14 protein-coding genes are annotated in these 13,953 nt (G+C 71.8%); 8 read left to right on the forward strand and 6 right to left on the reverse strand.

What is annotated here, in order from left to right:
- Positions 1-29 precede the first annotated feature (29 nt).
- Genes ACFVU3_RS02255 through ACFVU3_RS02275 form a run of 5 tightly spaced genes read right to left on the reverse strand, consistent with a single transcriptional unit; the run spans position 30 to position 4,403 of the window.
- Positions 30-743, reverse strand: coding sequence for a response regulator (locus ACFVU3_RS02255; protein WP_390062886.1), 714 nt, complete (start codon positions 741-743; stop codon positions 30-32).
- Positions 740-1,888 (reverse strand): sensor histidine kinase, encoded by a 1,149-nt coding sequence (locus ACFVU3_RS02260; protein ID WP_390062888.1) that lies wholly within the window; start codon positions 1,886-1,888, stop codon positions 740-742. Before ACFVU3_RS02260 ends, ACFVU3_RS02255 begins: the two co-directional genes overlap by 4 nt.
- Positions 1,888-2,664, reverse strand: coding sequence for an SAM-dependent methyltransferase (locus ACFVU3_RS02265; RefSeq protein WP_390062890.1), 777 nt, complete (start codon positions 2,662-2,664; stop codon positions 1,888-1,890). Before ACFVU3_RS02265 ends, ACFVU3_RS02260 begins: the two co-directional genes overlap by 1 nt.
- Complete coding sequence (locus ACFVU3_RS02270) at positions 2,664-3,350, reverse strand: glycerophosphodiester phosphodiesterase (RefSeq protein ID WP_390062891.1); 687 nt, start codon at positions 3,348-3,350, stop codon at positions 2,664-2,666. Before ACFVU3_RS02270 ends, ACFVU3_RS02265 begins: the two co-directional genes overlap by 1 nt.
- A 21-nt stretch (positions 3,351-3,371) precedes the next feature.
- A complete protein-coding gene (locus tag ACFVU3_RS02275; protein ID WP_390062892.1) occupies positions 3,372-4,403 on the reverse strand; it encodes an adenosine deaminase in 1,032 nt (343 codons plus the stop codon).
- A 74-nt stretch (positions 4,404-4,477) separates the two neighbouring features.
- Here ACFVU3_RS02275 and ACFVU3_RS02280 point away from each other — a divergent pair, with 74 nt between their 5' ends.
- Positions 4,478-5,227, forward strand: coding sequence for a DUF4190 domain-containing protein (locus tag ACFVU3_RS02280; protein ID WP_390062894.1), 750 nt, complete (start codon positions 4,478-4,480; stop codon positions 5,225-5,227).
- Here the strand turns inward: ACFVU3_RS02280 and ACFVU3_RS02285 are convergent.
- The gene (locus ACFVU3_RS02285) at positions 5,195-5,779 is read right to left on the reverse strand and encodes an NADAR family protein (protein WP_390062896.1); all 585 of its coding nucleotides are present in this window, start codon (positions 5,777-5,779) and stop codon (positions 5,195-5,197) included. The two genes, ACFVU3_RS02280 and ACFVU3_RS02285, sit on opposite strands and share 33 nt — an antisense overlap.
- 175 nt (positions 5,780-5,954) lie before the next feature.
- Between ACFVU3_RS02285 and ACFVU3_RS02290 the strand changes: the two genes are divergently transcribed.
- The 7 genes from ACFVU3_RS02290 to ACFVU3_RS02320 all read left to right on the forward strand — a co-directional run bounded on the left by ACFVU3_RS02290 (position 5,955) and on the right by ACFVU3_RS02320 (position 13,764).
- Complete coding sequence (locus tag ACFVU3_RS02290) at positions 5,955-7,469, forward strand: gamma-aminobutyraldehyde dehydrogenase (protein ID WP_390062897.1); 1,515 nt, start codon at positions 5,955-5,957, stop codon at positions 7,467-7,469.
- Positions 7,470-7,519: 50 nt separating this feature from the next.
- Complete coding sequence (locus ACFVU3_RS02295; RefSeq protein ID WP_390062899.1) at positions 7,520-8,767, forward strand: spermidine/putrescine ABC transporter substrate-binding protein; 1,248 nt, start codon at positions 7,520-7,522, stop codon at positions 8,765-8,767.
- 40 nt (positions 8,768-8,807) lie between these two features.
- Entirely contained in the window at positions 8,808-9,974 is a 1,167-nt protein-coding gene (locus tag ACFVU3_RS02300) for an ABC transporter ATP-binding protein (protein ID WP_390062901.1), read from the forward strand.
- Complete coding sequence (locus ACFVU3_RS02305; RefSeq protein WP_390062903.1) at positions 9,971-10,900, forward strand: ABC transporter permease; 930 nt, start codon at positions 9,971-9,973, stop codon at positions 10,898-10,900. The genes ACFVU3_RS02300 and ACFVU3_RS02305 overlap by 4 nt, the downstream gene beginning before the upstream one ends.
- A complete protein-coding gene (locus tag ACFVU3_RS02310) occupies positions 10,900-11,694 on the forward strand; it encodes an ABC transporter permease (RefSeq protein ID WP_390062904.1) in 795 nt (264 codons plus the stop codon). The genes ACFVU3_RS02305 and ACFVU3_RS02310 overlap by 1 nt, the downstream gene beginning before the upstream one ends.
- A 38-nt stretch (positions 11,695-11,732) precedes the next feature.
- Positions 11,733-13,151 (forward strand): NAD(P)/FAD-dependent oxidoreductase, encoded by a 1,419-nt coding sequence (locus tag ACFVU3_RS02315; protein ID WP_390062905.1) that lies wholly within the window; start codon positions 11,733-11,735, stop codon positions 13,149-13,151.
- A 130-nt stretch (positions 13,152-13,281) separates the two neighbouring features.
- Entirely contained in the window at positions 13,282-13,764 is a 483-nt protein-coding gene (locus ACFVU3_RS02320) for a hypothetical protein (protein WP_390062906.1), read from the forward strand.
- The last annotated feature ends 189 nt before the right edge of the window (positions 13,765-13,953 follow it).

A 13,953-nucleotide genomic window follows, 5' to 3' on the forward strand; every position in this document is an offset into this window, starting at 1 on the left:
GGATCGCCCGCACCGGCGGTCCCCGCGGGTCAGTCCCTCGCCGGAGCGGGGGAGGCGCCGGGCCCCCGGCCTCCCCCGGGAGGGGGAGAGCCCGCCGCCACCAGGCCCGTCTCGTAGGCGCAGATCACCGCCTGGATCCGGTCCCGCAGCCCCAGCTTCGCCAGCACGTTGCCCACATGGGTCTTCACCGTGTGCTCGCTCAGCACCAGCTCCGCCGCGATCTCCGCGTTCGACAGGCCCCGCGCGAGCAGCAGCAGCGTCTCCCGCTCCCGGCCCGTCAGCACGTCCAGGCGCGGGTCCGGCGCCGCCGCCCGGGACGGGCCGCCCGCCGTGTACTGCTCCACCAGGCGACGTGCCACCGAGGGCGCCAGCAGCGAGTCGCCCGCCGCCACCACCCGGACCGCGTGCACCAGGTCGTCCCGGCGCACGTCCTTCAGGAGGAAGCCGCTCGCGCCCGCGTGCAGCGCCTCGTACACGTACGCGTCCGAGTCGAAGGTCGTCAGGATCACCGTCCGGCAGGCGCTCTCCGCGCTGATCGTCCGGCACGCCTCGATGCCGTCCATCCGGGGCATCCGGATGTCCAGCAGGGCCACGTCCGGCCGGTGGCGGCGCACCGCCTCCACGGCCTGCGCCCCGTCGGAGACCTCCGCGACCACCTCGATGTCGTCCTGGACGTCGAGGATCAGCGCGAAACCGCTGCGGACCAGCTCCTGGTCGTCGGCGACCACCACCCGGATCGTCATCTTCCCGCCTCCACCGCGTCCTGTACGGGCAGTGCCACCAGCACCTCGAAGCCCCGCCCGTCCGGGCCGGGGCCGACCCGCGCCGAACCGCCGTGCGCGGCGGCCCGCTCCTTTATCCCGGCCAGACCGTGGCCGGCCGGGCGGCCCGCTCCGGTGGCCGGCCCGCGCCCGTCGTCGCGGACCAGGACGGTGAGCCGTCCGGCGGCCCGCTCGATCCGCACGGTCGCGCTCCGGGCGCCGGAATGCCGCACCGTGTTGGTGAGCGCCTCCTGGACGATCCGGTAGACGGTCGCCGCGAGCGCCGCCGGCAGCGCGGCGGGGCCGGCGGCGGGCTCGTACCGCACCGCGAGGCCGCCGGCCCGCACCCGGTCGAGGAGCGCGGGCAGTTCACCCAGGTCGGGCTGGGGCGAGCGGCCGCCCCCGGTGTCGTCGTCCCGCAGCACGCCCAGCATGCGCCGCAGCTGGTCCATCGCGTCCCGTCCGGTCGCGGAGATCGCGTCGAAGGCCGCCTCCGCCCGCTCCGGCGCCTTCCGCACCGCGACGGGACCGGCCTCCGCCTGCACGATCATCAGGCTCACCGCGTGCGACAGGATGTCGTGCATCTCCCGGGCGATCCGGGCCCGTTCCCGGGCGGCCGCCCGCTCCGACTCCACCAGATGCGCCCGCTGCCGCGCGTCGGTGAGCCGGCCGAAGACGTAGGCCGCCCCGAACACGAAGAGCGAGAAGGTGAGTTCGCGGGCCGACCGGGTGTTGAGCCACACCGACACCGGCACCGCGACCAGCAGCAGCCCGGCCGTCACCGCCCGCTGCCAGGCCGGCGCGAGCGCCGCGATCGTGTGGACGCACACCAGCCCCTGGTACGGCAGCGGCTGCCCGGGGCCGTCCATCGTCAGCTGGTACAGCGCGCTCGCGGCGAGCACCGCGAGCAGCACCGCCATCGGCGCCCGCCGCCGCCACACCAGCGGGAGCACGGTCAGCGTCGTCAGCCCGTACGCCGGCCAGGTCGCCGGCTCCAGCTCCGGCGGGCGCGGCACCACGAAGGGCATCGTCACCGCCGCCTGCACCAGCAGCGCGAGCCCCGCGTCCACGGCCCCCGGATGCGCCGCGCCCCACTCCCGCGCCTGCGCCACCCCCCGTATCCGCATTACGGCTTGCGGCCCACCGCGCCGAACTGCGCCACGGCGGGAGCGTCCGCGGCGCCCCACCGCGCGCACGAGACGATGCCGGGGCCGACGAGCTCCAGGCCGTCGAAGAAGGAGGCGAACTCCTCGCGGGTGCGGGCGGTGATGGGCGGGGTGGCGTTCTCGTTCCAGAACGCCATCGCCGCCTCGTTGCCCTCGCCGCCCAGCTCGGGGTCGAGCGTCGGGTGGGTGAGGACGAGCAGGCTGCCGGACGGCACCGCGGCCATCAGCGTCCGGACGATCGACCGCGCCTCGCCGGTGTCCAGGACGAAGTTGAGGAGGCCGAGCATCAGCACCGCCACCGGACGCGACAGGTCGAGCACCTCGCCGGCCGCCGCCACGATCTTCTCCGGCTCGTGGGCGTCCGCGTCCACGTACTCGGTGACCCCCTCGGGGGAGCTGGTCAGCAGCGCCCGGGCGTGGGTGAGGACGATCGGGTCGTTGTCGACGTAGACGATCTTCGCGTCCGGCGCGACCCGCTGCGCCACCTCGTGGGTGTTGTCGGCGGTGGGCAGCCCGGTGCCGATGTCGAGGAACTGGCGCACGCCCTCGCCGGCCAGCCCGGTCACCACGCGGCCCAGGAACGCCCGGTCCGCGCGGGCGACTTCGCCGATGCTCGGGTAGAAGGAGGTGACCTGGTCGCCGACGGCGCGGTCCACCGGGTAGTTGTCCTTGCCGCCCAGCCAGTAGTTCCACACCCGGGCGTTGTGGGCGATGTCGGTCCGGATCCGGTCGTTCATCAGGGAGCCTTTCGCAGGACGGCGGCGAGGGCGTCGACCCGGTTGGTCGTGATCGAGTCGACCCCGTTCGCGATCAGCCTACGCATGGTCCTGCGGGTGTCCGGCGTCCAGGCCGAGACCAGCAGTCCGTCCCGGTGCACGCGCTCGGCGAGCGCCTCGCCGACCAGCCCGAAGCGGTAGTTGAGCCACTTCGGGCGGACGGCGTCGAGGAGCACCGGACGCGGCGGCGCCAGCGAGGTCCAGGTGAGCGCGATCTCCGCGTGCGGATCGGCCGCCCGCACCTGGAGCATCGCGACCGCGCCCGCGCAGTAGTAGACGCGCTCGCCGGCGCCGGCCTCGCGGACGGCGCCGACGATCCGGCGGACCGACGCCTCGTTCCCGCCGGGCAGGTCCAGCATCAGCCGGCGGGCCCCCGCCGCCAGGAGCGCGTCGCGGAGCGTCGGCACCCCGCCGCGGGTCAGCTCGCGCAGCTCCGCGTGGGTGAGCGAGGAGAGCGGCCGGTCGTGGCCCCACAGCCGCTTCAGGGTGTCGTCGTGCAGGAGGACGGGCACCTCGTCCTTCGTGAGCCGGACGTCGACCTCGACCGCGTCCGCGCCCCGCTCGAAGGCGGAGCCGATCGAGGGGAGGGTGTTCTCACGGGCGCGGTACGGGTCGCCGCGGTGGCCTACGACAGTGACAGATCGCATGGGCCCATTCTTGGCCGGGGCTCAGCGCGCCAGCCAGTCCTCCGTGTACGTGTCGATCTCCGCGGTCAGCCGGTCCTTGCCCGCCGGGTCGAGGAAGGACGCCTCCACCGCGTTCTTCGCGAGCGCGGCCACCCCGCGCTCGTCGAGGTCCAGGAGACGGGCGGCGACCGCGTACTCGTTGTTCAGGTCGGTGCCGAACATCGGCGGGTCGTCGCTGTTGACCGTCACCAGGACACCGGCGTCGGCCATGGCCCGGATCGGGTGCTCGTCGAGGGTGGCCACCGCCCGGGTCGCGATGTTGGAGGTCGGGCAGACCTCCAGGGCGATCCGGTGCTCCGCCAGGTACGCCAGGAGCTCCGGGTCCCGCACGGAGCTGGTGCCGTGGCCGATGCGCTCGGCGCCCAGCTCGCGGACGGCGTCCCAGACGGTCTCCGGGCCGGTGGTCTCGCCGGCGTGCGGCACCGAGCGGAGCCCGGCCGCCCGGGCCCGGTCGAAGTACGGCTTGAACTGCGGGCGCGGCACCCCGATCTCCGGGCCGCCGAGGCCGAAGGAGACCAGGCCCTCGGGGCGGATGCCATCGGTGACGGCGAGGCGCGCGGTCTCCTCTGCGGCGTCCAGACCGGCCTCGCCGGGGATGTCGAAGCACCAGCGCAGCACGGTGCCGAACTCGGCCTCCGCCGCCTTGCGGGCGTCCTCGATCGCGGCCATGAACGCCCGCTCGTCGATGCCGCGGCGGGTGGAGGAGTAGGGGGTGATGGTCAGTTCGGCGTAGCGGATGTTCTGCCGGGCCATGTCCCGGGCGACCTCGAAGGTCAGCAGCCGGACGTCCTCAGGGGTGCGCACGAGGTCCACGACGGACAGGTACACGTCGATGAAGTGCGCGAAGTCGGTGAAGGTGAAGTAGTCGGCCAGCGCCTCCGGGTCCGTGGGGACCTTGGAGTCCGGGTGCCGGGCGGCCAGTTCGGAGACGATCCGCGGGGAGGCGGAGCCCACGTGGTGGACGTGCAGCTCGGCCTTGGGCAGGCCCGCGATGAAGGGGTGGAGATCGGTCATCGGGTCATCGTAGGCCGGACGGGGACGGCCGGCCGGGACGCCGTAGCATGACGGGACCACGGAGGGAGTCCCGAATGTCCGACCACGCCGAGCCGCGCCCGCGGGACCGGGACGCGAGCGATCCGTGGGCCGCGCCGGAGCGCGCGGGAGCCCCGGTGGAGCTGGGCAAGCGGGCCCCGGTGCACGACCAGCCGACGATCACCTCGATACCCACCGGGGAGGCGGCCGGCGCGGAGCTTCCGCCGCCCCCCGTCGCCCCCGGCGGCCCGGCCGCGTACGGCGCCCCGGCGCCCCCGCCCGGGTACGGCCACCCGGCCCCGGCGGGGTACGGCCACCCGGGCACGGCACCCGGCCCCGCGTACGGCCACCCGGGCACGGCACCCGGCCCCGCGTACGGCCACCCGGCCGCGGCACCCGCCGCGTACGGCTACCCGCCCGCGGGACCCGGCCCCGGCTACGGCTACCCGCCGGCCCCTCCGATGCCCTACGGGCCGCTGCCCGGCCAGTCCAACGGCATGGGCACGGCCGGCATGGTGCTCGGCATCGTCGGCACCTGTCTCTTCTGGTTCTACGGGGTCCCGTCGATCGTCCTCGGCGTCCTCGCCCTGATCTTCGGCATTCTCGGCCGCAAGCGGGCCGGCCGGGGCCGGGCGAGCAACGGCGGGGCCGCCACCGCGGGCATCGTCCTCGGCATCGTCTCCACGGTCCTCGGGGCCGCGGCCCTCGCCTTCATCGTCTGGGCCGTGATGTGGGCCGAGGAGCAACGGGAGAGCGGCGGCGGGGAGCGGACCTCAGCGACCGTCGTCGTCGGCACCCGCCGCTGAGCCGCTCTCCGCGCGCAGCCGCTCCCGGGCCTCCATCAGGGCGAAGCCCAGCAGGTTGAGCCCGCGCCAGCGGGCCGGGTCGGCGGCGCCGGGGTCACCGGCGGCGAGGCCGATGCCCCACACCCGGTCCAGCGGGCTGGCCTCCACCAGGACCCGGCCGCCGGTCCCCAGCAGATAGCTCCGCAGCCCCTCGTCCGAGGCGAACTTGTGGACGCTGCCGGCCACCACGATCCCGGAGCGCTCCCGCGCCCACACGGTCTCGTCGAAGCCGCGGACCAGCCGCCCGGCGTTCTTCGCCTCGGCAGGGGTACGGGCGGCGAGCGCTTTCCGCCCGGCCTCCGCGTCGCCGAAGAGGCGCGCCTTCTCCGCCATCATCCAGTGCTCCGCCGTCGCGTACCGGACGCCGGCGACCTCGAAGGGTGACGGCCACCACTGGCTCAGACAGCTCTGCGTGAGCCGTCCGTCCGGGGCCGCGCGATGGCCCCAGAAGTGCAGCCACTTCACCTTCTCACCCCTGCTGACCTGCTGTGTCAGCGATTCGACGGTCATCATGCACGCGAGTCTGGCATCCGCGACCGACACTCCGTACGAAGATTTTCCTGCGACCTCGACACTTGGTCGACCGATTCCGTCGAGTAACCAAAAGGCAACAACGGAATCACTTGTTCGAGCCCGGTCCCTCTGTCAGGATCGGCACTCAATTCGAGCTGGGACAACGGAGAGCGTCATGGGCAACCGCTTCCAGGTGACGGACCGCTTCGCGGACGGCGCGCAGTACATCGGCGGACGGCTCCGCCCCGGAACCTCGGGCCGGACGCACAGCGTCGTCGACCCCGCCACCGGCGAGAGCGTGTACACCTACGAACTCGCCTCCACCGCGGACGTCGACGAGGCCGTGGCCGCGGCCAAGGCCGCCTTCCCCGGCTGGGCGGGCGCCACCCCGGGCGAGCGCTCCGACGCGCTCCACCGCTTCGCCGCGGTCCTCGTCGAGCAGGCCGAGGACTTCGCCCGGGTCGAATCGCTCCAGTGCGGCAAGCCGATCCGGCTCACCACCGAGTTCGACGTGCCCGGCACGATCGACAACACCGCCTTCTTCGCCGGCGCGGCCCGCCACCTCCAGGGCCAGTCCGCCGGCGAGTACTCCGGCGACCACACCTCCTACGTCCGGCGCGAGCCGATCGGCGTGGTCGGCTCCATCGCCCCCTGGAACTACCCCCTCCAGATGGCCGCCTGGAAGATCCTCCCGGCGATCGCCGCCGGCAACACCATCGTCCTGAAGCCGGCCGAGCTGACCCCGCTCACCTCCCTGATGTTCGCCCAGGCGGCCAAGGAGGCGGGCATCCCCGACGGCGTCGTCAACATCGTCAACGGCGCCGGCCGCGAGGCCGGCGAGCACCTGGTCGGCCACCCCGACGTCGCCATGACCTCCTTCACCGGCTCCACCCCGGTCGGCAAGCGGGTCGCCGAGGTCGCCACCGCCACCGTCAAGCGGCTCCACCTGGAGCTCGGCGGCAAGGCGCCCTTCGTCGTCTTCGACGACGCCGACCTGGAGGCCGCCGCCCACGGCGCCGTCGCCGCCTCCCTCATCAACACCGGCCAGGACTGCACCGCCGCCACCCGCGCCTATGTGCAGCGCCCCCTCTTCGACGCCTTCGTGGCCCGGGTCGCCGAGCTCATGGAGACCGTCCGTCTCGGCGATCCCTTCGACCCGTCCACCGACCTCGGCCCGCTGGTCTCGCACGTCCAGCGCGACCGGGTCGCCGGCTTCGTCGAGCGGGCCCGCGGCTACGCGACCGTCGTCACCGGCGGAGAAGCCCCTGGTGGAGAGCTCAAGAACGGCGCATACTATCGGCCCACCCTGATCACCGGCGCCGCGCAGGACAGCGAGGTCGTGCAGTCGGAGATCTTCGGACCGGTCCTGGTGGCCCTGCCCTTCGACGGCGACGACGAGGGCATCCGGCTCGCCAACGACACCCCGTACGGCCTCGCCGCCTCCGCCTGGAGCCGCGACGTCTTCCGGGCGAACAGGGCCACCCGTGAGATCAAGGCCGGCTGCGTCTGGGTCAACGACCACATCCCGATCATCAGCGAGATGCCGCACGGCGGATACAAGGCGTCCGGCTACGGAAAGGACATGTCGGCCTACTCCTTCGAGGAGTACACGCAGGTCAAGCACGTGATGTTCGACAACACCGCGGTGGCGGCCAAGGACTGGCACCGCACGATCTTCGGGGACCGATAGCAGTCAGCCGCCCGACCAGCGGCGCAACCCATCCCGAAAGGGCACAGCGCATGGAGCAGTACGAGCCCGACCGCCTGTCCGCCGCCCAGATGGCGGCGATCCGGCGCAGCATGACGAGCGGCCGTGGTGCCCTCAGCCGCCGCTCGCTGCTGCGGGCCGGTGGCGTGGGCGCGCTCACGGTCGGCGGCCTGGCCGGCCTGACCGCCTGCGGCATCCCGCCGGCCAAGCGGGAAGGCCAGGGCCCGGCGTCCAGCGACTTCTCGGCCAAGGAGAAGACGGTGAACTTCTCCAACTGGACCGAGTACATGGACGTCAGCGAGGACGAGAAGTCCCGCCCGACCCTGGAGGCGTTCGCGAAACGCACCGGGATCAAGGTCAAGTACACCGAGGACATCAACGACAACGTCGAGTTCTTCGGCAAGATCAAGCCGCAGCTCGCGGCCGGCCAGGACACCGGCCGCGACCTGATCTGCGTCACCGACTGGCTCGCCGCCCGCATCATCCGCCTCGGCTGGGCGCAGAAGCTCGACCCGGCGAACCTGCCCAACGCCTACGCCAACCTCTCCGCGCAGTTCCGCCGCCCCGACTGGGACCCGGGCCGGTCCTACTCGTACCCCTGGACCGGCATCTCCACCGTCATCGCCTACAACACCAAGGCGACCGGCGGGAAGAAGGTCGACTCGGTCAGCCAGCTCCTCGACGACCCCGCGCTCAAGGGCCGGGTCGGCTTCCTCACCGAGATGCGCGACACCGTCGGCATGACCCTGCTCGACATGGGCAAGGACCCGGGGACGTTCACCGACGCCGACTACGACGCGGCGATAGGCCGCCTCCAGAAGGGCGTCGACAAGAAGCAGATACGTCGCTTCACGGGCAACGACTACACCTCCGACCTGGACAAGGGCGACATCGCCGCCTGTCTGGCCTGGGCCGGTGACATCATCCAGCTCCAGGCGGACAACCCGGACATCCAGTACGCGATCCCGAACGCCGGGTACATCACCTCCACGGACAACCTGCTCGTCCCCACCCAGGCCCGGCACAAGGCCAACGCCGAGAAGCTCATCGACCACTACTACGAGCTCCCGGTGGCCGCCCAGCTCGCCGCCTACATCAACTACGTCTGCCCCGTCGACGGGGTGAAGGACGAACTGGCCAAGATCGATCCCGAGCTCGCGGCCAACACGCTGATCCTCCCCGACAAGGCCATGGCCAGGAAGTCCCGCGCCTTCCGCTCGCTGACCGGCGAGGAAGAGACGGCGTACGAGGAGAAGTTCGCCAAGCTCATCGGCGCCTGAGCCGTCGTCCACCCTTCACGAAGATCCGGGACCGCAACCCATGACTGACAAGACCACCGGCGGCGACGTCCGACTCACCGGGATCAGCAAGACCTACGGCTCCTTCACGGCCGTCCACCCGCTCGACCTCACCGTCCCCCAGGGCTCCTTCTTCGCCCTGCTCGGCGCCTCCGGCTGCGGCAAGACCACCACCCTGCGCATGATCGCCGGCCTGGAGGACCCCTCCACCGGCACGATCTTCCTCGGCGACCGCGACGTCACCGACCTCCCGCCCTACAAGCGGCCTGTCAACACCGTCTTCCAGTCCTACGCGCTCTTCCCGCACATGGACATCTCCGAGAACATCGCCTTCGGCCTGCGCCGGCGCGGCATCAAGTCGGTGAAGAAGCAGGTCGACGACATGCTGGAGCTCGTCCAGCTCGGCGACAAGGCCCGGCACAAGCCGCACCAGCTCTCCGGCGGCCAGCAGCAGCGCGTCGCCGTCGCCCGCGCCCTCATCAACCACCCGCAGGTGCTCCTCCTCGACGAGCCGCTCGGCGCCCTCGACCTCAAGCTGCGCCGCCAGATGCAGCTGGAGCTCAAGCGGATCCAGACCGAGGTCGGCATCACCTTCGTGCACGTCACCCACGACCAGGAGGAGGCCATGACCATGGCCGACCAGGTCGCGGTCATGAACGGCGGCCGGGTCGAGCAGCTCGGCGCCCCCGCCGACCTGTACGAGAACCCGCGGACCACCTTCGTCGCCAACTTCCTCGGCACCTCCAACCTCATCGCGGCCGAGGTGGCCGAGACCGGCTCCGACGTCGTCGTCACGGCCGGCGGCGGCAAGCTCAGGGTCCCCGGCGACCGCTGTACCGACGCCGTCCGCCAGGGAGGCAAGCTCCTCGTCGGTGTCCGTCCCGAGAAGATCTCGCTGACGCACGCCGACGACGCCGGCTCGATCGCGGACGGCCGCAACAAGGTCACCGGCCGGATCGTCGACTCCTCCTTCATCGGCGTCTCCACCCAGTACGTGGTGAACTCGCCGGCCGGAGCGGAGCTCCAGGTCTACGAGCAGAACATCGAGCGCGACGCGCGGCTCCGCCCGGGCGCCGAGGTCGTCCTGCACTGGAACCCGGCCCACACCTTCGGCCTCGACGCCGCCCAGTCCCTGCTTGCCGGGACAGTGGGCGACGCGGGCGTGGAGACGGTGGAGGACGCCTCGTGAGCACCACCCTGACGAAGGAGGCGCCCGCACCGGTCGAAGAACCGGTTCTGCGCAAGCCTCCCACCCGCAAGCGGCTCGTCCCGTACTGGCTGCTGCTCCCCGGCATCCTCTGGCTGCTCGTCTTCTTCGCCCTGCCGCTCGTCTACCAGGCGTCCACCTCGGTGCAGACCGGCTCCCTCGAAGAGGGCTTCCAGGTCACCTGGCACTTCCAGACGTACGTCGACGCCTTCACCGAGTACTGGCCGCAGCTCCTGCGCTCGCTGCTCTACGCCGGCACCGCGACCCTGCTCTGCCTGCTGCTCGGCTACCCGCTCGCGTACCTCATCGCCTTCAAGGCCGGGCGCTGGCGCAACCTGCTGCTCGTCCTCGTGATCGCGCCCTTCTTCACCAGCTTCCTCATCCGGACCCTGGCGTGGAAGACGATCCTGGCCGACGACAGCCTGGTGGTGGACGCCCTCAACGCGCTGCACGTCCTCGACGTGACCAGCTGGCTCGGCTGGACGGAGGGCGAGCGGGTGCTCGCCACCCCGATGGCGGTCGTCTGCGGCCTCACGTACAACTTCCTGCCCTTCATGATCCTGCCGCTCTACACCTCGCTGGAGCGGATCGACGGCCGGCTGCACGAGGCCGCCCAGGACCTCTACGCCTCCCCGGCGACCACCTTCCGCAAGGTGACCTTCCCGCTGTCGATGCCCGGCGTCGTCTCCGGCACCCTGCTCACCTTCATCCCGGCGAGCGGCGACTACGTCAACGCCGAACTGCTCGGCTCCACCGACACCAAGATGATCGGCAACGTCATCCAGTCGCAGTTCCTCCGCGTCCTCGACTACCCGACGGCCGCCGCCCTGTCCTTCATCCTCATGGCGATCGTGCTCCTCATGGTCACCGTCTACATCCGCAAGGCGGGAACGGAGGACCTCGTCTGATGAGCTGGATCCGCAAGAACCTGGTCGTCATCGCCGGCCTGCTGACGCTGGCGTACATGATCCTGCCGAACGTCGTGGTCATGGTGTTCTCGTTCAACAAGCCGAACGGACGCTTCAACTACTCCTGGCAGCAGTTCTCCCTCGACGCCTGGAAGGACCCCTGCGGCGTCGCCGACATGTGCGAGTCGCTCACGCTCTCGCTCCAGCTGGCCGCCTGGGCCACGGTCGGCGCCGTCGTCCTCGGCACCATGATCGCCTTCGCGCTGGTCCGCTACCGCTTCCGGGCGCGCGGCGCGATCAACTCGCTGATCTTCCTGCCGATGGCGATGCCCGAGGTCGTCATGGCCGCCTCGCTGCTCACCCTCTTCCTCAACATGGGGATCGAGCTGGGCTTCTGGACGGTCCTCATCGCCCACATCATGTTCTGCCTGTCGTTCGTCGTGACGGCGGTCAAGGCCCGGGTCATGTCCATGGACCCGCGCCTGGAGGAGGCCGCGCGCGACCTCTACGCCGGGCCCGCGCAGACCTTCCTGCGCGTCACGCTGCCGATCGCCGCCCCCGGCATCGCCGCCGGCGCGCTGCTCGCCTTCGCGCTCTCGTTCGACGACTTCATCATCACCAACTTCAACGCGGGCTCCACCGTGACCTTCCCCATGTTCGTCTGGGGCTCGGCACAGCGCGGCACCCCCGTTCAGATCAACGTGATCGGCACCGCGATGTTCGTCCTCGCGGTACTGATCGTCGTGGCCGGGCAAATCATTACGAACCGGCGCAAGAAGACAGCAACAGCCTGAGCGTAGGAAGCGCTCAGGCACCGAAGGAGTTGGAAACCATGGCCCCAGTCGCCATGCGTCTCGCTGCACAATCTCTCTCCGACGCCCAGCCCGTCCCCTTCTGGCTGGAAGACCCCGGCAAGCCCGGCGCCCTGCCCGCCCTCACCGGCACCGAGAAGTGCGATCTCCTCGTCGTCGGCGGCGGCTACAGCGGACTGTGGACCGCGCTCCTCGCCAAGGAGCGCGACCCCTCCCAGGACGTCGTGCTCATCGAAGGCCGCGAGGTGGGCTGGGCCGCCTCGGGCCGCAACGGCGGCTTCTGCGCCGCCTCCCTCACCCACGGCTTCGGCAACGGCCTCTCCCGCTGGCCGGGGGAGCTGCCGAAGCTGGAACGGCTCGGCGCGGCCAACCTCGACGCCATCGAGGAGGCCGTCACCCGCTACGCGCTGGACTGCGAGTTCGAGCGCACCGGCGAGATCGACGTCGCCACCGAGGCGTACCAGGTGGAGGAGCTCCATGAGTGGTACGAGGAGGCCGAGCGGCTCGGCCTCGCCGACGGCCTCACCCTCCTCGACCAGGACGCCGTCCGGGCCGAGGTGAACTCGCCGACCTTCCGCGGCGGCCTGTGGGACCGCGACGGCGTCGCCATGCTCCACCCGGCGAAGCTCGCCTGGGGCCTCAAGCGCGCCTGTCTCGACCTCGGCGTACGGATCTTCGAGAACACCCCGGGCCTCGACCTGGTGACGGCCGGCGCCGGCATGGCCGTCCGCACCCCGTACGGCCGGGTCGCCGCCCGGCGGGTCGCCCTCGGCACCAACGTCTTCCCGTCGCTGGTCAAGCGGCTGCGCCCGTACACCGTCCCGGTCTACGACTACGCGCTGGTCACCGAGCCGCTCACCGACGAGCAGCTCGCCTCGATCGGCTGGAGGAACCGGCAGGGCCTCGGCGACTCCGCCAACCAGTTCCACTACTTCCGCATCACGGCCGACCATCGCATCCTGTGGGGCGGCTACGACGCCATCTACCGCTTCGGCGGCAAGGTGCAGGCGGAGATGGACCACCGTCCGGAGACGTACCTCAAGCTCGCCGAGCACTTCTTCACCTGCTTCCCGCAGCTGGAGGGGCTCCGCTTCAGCCACGCCTGGGGCGGCGCGATCGACACCTGCTCGCGCTTCTCCGCCTTCTTCGGCACCACGCACCAGGGCCGGGTGGCGTACGCGCAGGGCTACACCGGCCTCGGCGTCGGCGCCACCCGCTTCGGCGCCGACGTGATGCTCGACCTCCTCGCCGGGGAGCGCACCGAGCGCACCGAGCTGGACATGGTCCGCTCCAAGCCGCTGCCCTTCCCGCCGGAGCCGATCGCCTGGGCCGGCATCGGCATCACCAAGTGGTCGCTGGCCCGCGCCGACGCCAACGGCGGGCGGCGGAACCTGTGGCTGAAGGCGATGGACAAGCTGGGCCTCGGCTTCGACAGCTGAACCCGCCCCATCGGATGTGATTCAGATCACAACCGATGGGTAGGAAAACCCGCGTAAGAGCGGGGAACGATCGCGCTCTCTCCGTGTGGACGCGCACCTCCGCGCGTCCCCACGGAGAGGAGTACGCACGATGACAGCTACGGGGGCCTCCGGCGTCAAGGCCGCGGTGGAATGGCTGGCCGCGGTCGCACCGGATCCCGACGCCTGCCGCTGGGAGTGGGAGCGCAACCCGCACGGGATCGCCCTGCTGCCCGCCGGCCGCCGCTGGGACGTGCTGATCCTGCCGGGCGGGCTCGGCCACCCCACCCTCGACGTCCTCACGCGCCTGGTCGACCGGCCCGGACCCGTCCTCGCCGACTTCGGCGACGCCCGGATCGGCTTCTTCGTCCCGCCTGGTACGGCCGCCCGCTGGCTCGGCACCGGGGTCCGCGGCGCCGGACCCGGCACCTGGATCGTCGTCCCCCACCCGGGGCGGGCGACCGGGGGAGTGCGCTGGCTGGTGGTGCCGGACGGGCAGGGCACCCTCACCGACGCCTCGCTGCTCGAACTCGCCATGCACGAGGCGGCGGGCGCGCTCGCCCGCGAGCAGCCGCACGGAGGGGCCGCCTCCTGAGGCCGCCCCCGTGCCCGCGTCCCGTGCCGCGCCCCGTCTCTGCGGGGTCCCGGCGGGATCCCGCTCCAAGTCCCTTCCCGTACAGAGGTCTTGACCACTCGATTGGTCTGGACCATGCTGTGGCGCGCTCCACTCCGATCCCCCACCCCCGGAGGCAGTCGTGGACCGCACCAGACCTCTCACCCTGCT

It is taken from the genome of Streptomyces sp. NPDC058052, from assembly GCF_042885515.1.
GTDB lineage: Bacteria > Actinomycetota > Actinomycetes > Streptomycetales > Streptomycetaceae > Streptomyces.

Bases quoted from the DNA above. Each gene is read 5' to 3' on its own strand.
- ACFVU3_RS02320 (WP_390062906.1), top strand. From the start codon at position 13,282: ATGACAGCTACGGGGGCCTCCGGCGTCAAGGCCGCGGTGGAATGGCTG.
- ACFVU3_RS02295 (WP_390062899.1), top strand. From the start codon at position 7,520: ATGGAGCAGTACGAGCCCGACCGCCTGTCCGCCGCCCAGATGGCGGCG.
- ACFVU3_RS02300 (WP_390062901.1), top strand. From the start codon at position 8,808: ATGACTGACAAGACCACCGGCGGCGACGTCCGACTCACCGGGATCAGC.
- ACFVU3_RS02285 (WP_390062896.1), bottom strand. From the start codon at position 5,779: ATGATGACCGTCGAATCGCTGACACAGCAGGTCAGCAGGGGTGAGAAG.
- ACFVU3_RS02255 (WP_390062886.1), bottom strand. From the start codon at position 743: ATGACGATCCGGGTGGTGGTCGCCGACGACCAGGAGCTGGTCCGCAGC.
- ACFVU3_RS02280 (WP_390062894.1), top strand. From the start codon at position 4,478: ATGTCCGACCACGCCGAGCCGCGCCCGCGGGACCGGGACGCGAGCGAT.
- ACFVU3_RS02275 (WP_390062892.1), bottom strand. From the start codon at position 4,403: ATGACCGATCTCCACCCCTTCATCGCGGGCCTGCCCAAGGCCGAGCTG.
- ACFVU3_RS02265 (WP_390062890.1), bottom strand. From the start codon at position 2,664: ATGAACGACCGGATCCGGACCGACATCGCCCACAACGCCCGGGTGTGG.
- ACFVU3_RS02315 (WP_390062905.1), top strand. From the start codon at position 11,733: ATGGCCCCAGTCGCCATGCGTCTCGCTGCACAATCTCTCTCCGACGCC.
- ACFVU3_RS02270 (WP_390062891.1), bottom strand. From the start codon at position 3,350: ATGCGATCTGTCACTGTCGTAGGCCACCGCGGCGACCCGTACCGCGCC.
- ACFVU3_RS02310 (WP_390062904.1), top strand. From the start codon at position 10,900: ATGAGCTGGATCCGCAAGAACCTGGTCGTCATCGCCGGCCTGCTGACG.
- ACFVU3_RS02260 (WP_390062888.1), bottom strand. From the start codon at position 1,888: ATGCGGATACGGGGGGTGGCGCAGGCGCGGGAGTGGGGCGCGGCGCAT.
- ACFVU3_RS02290 (WP_390062897.1), top strand. From the start codon at position 5,955: ATGGGCAACCGCTTCCAGGTGACGGACCGCTTCGCGGACGGCGCGCAG.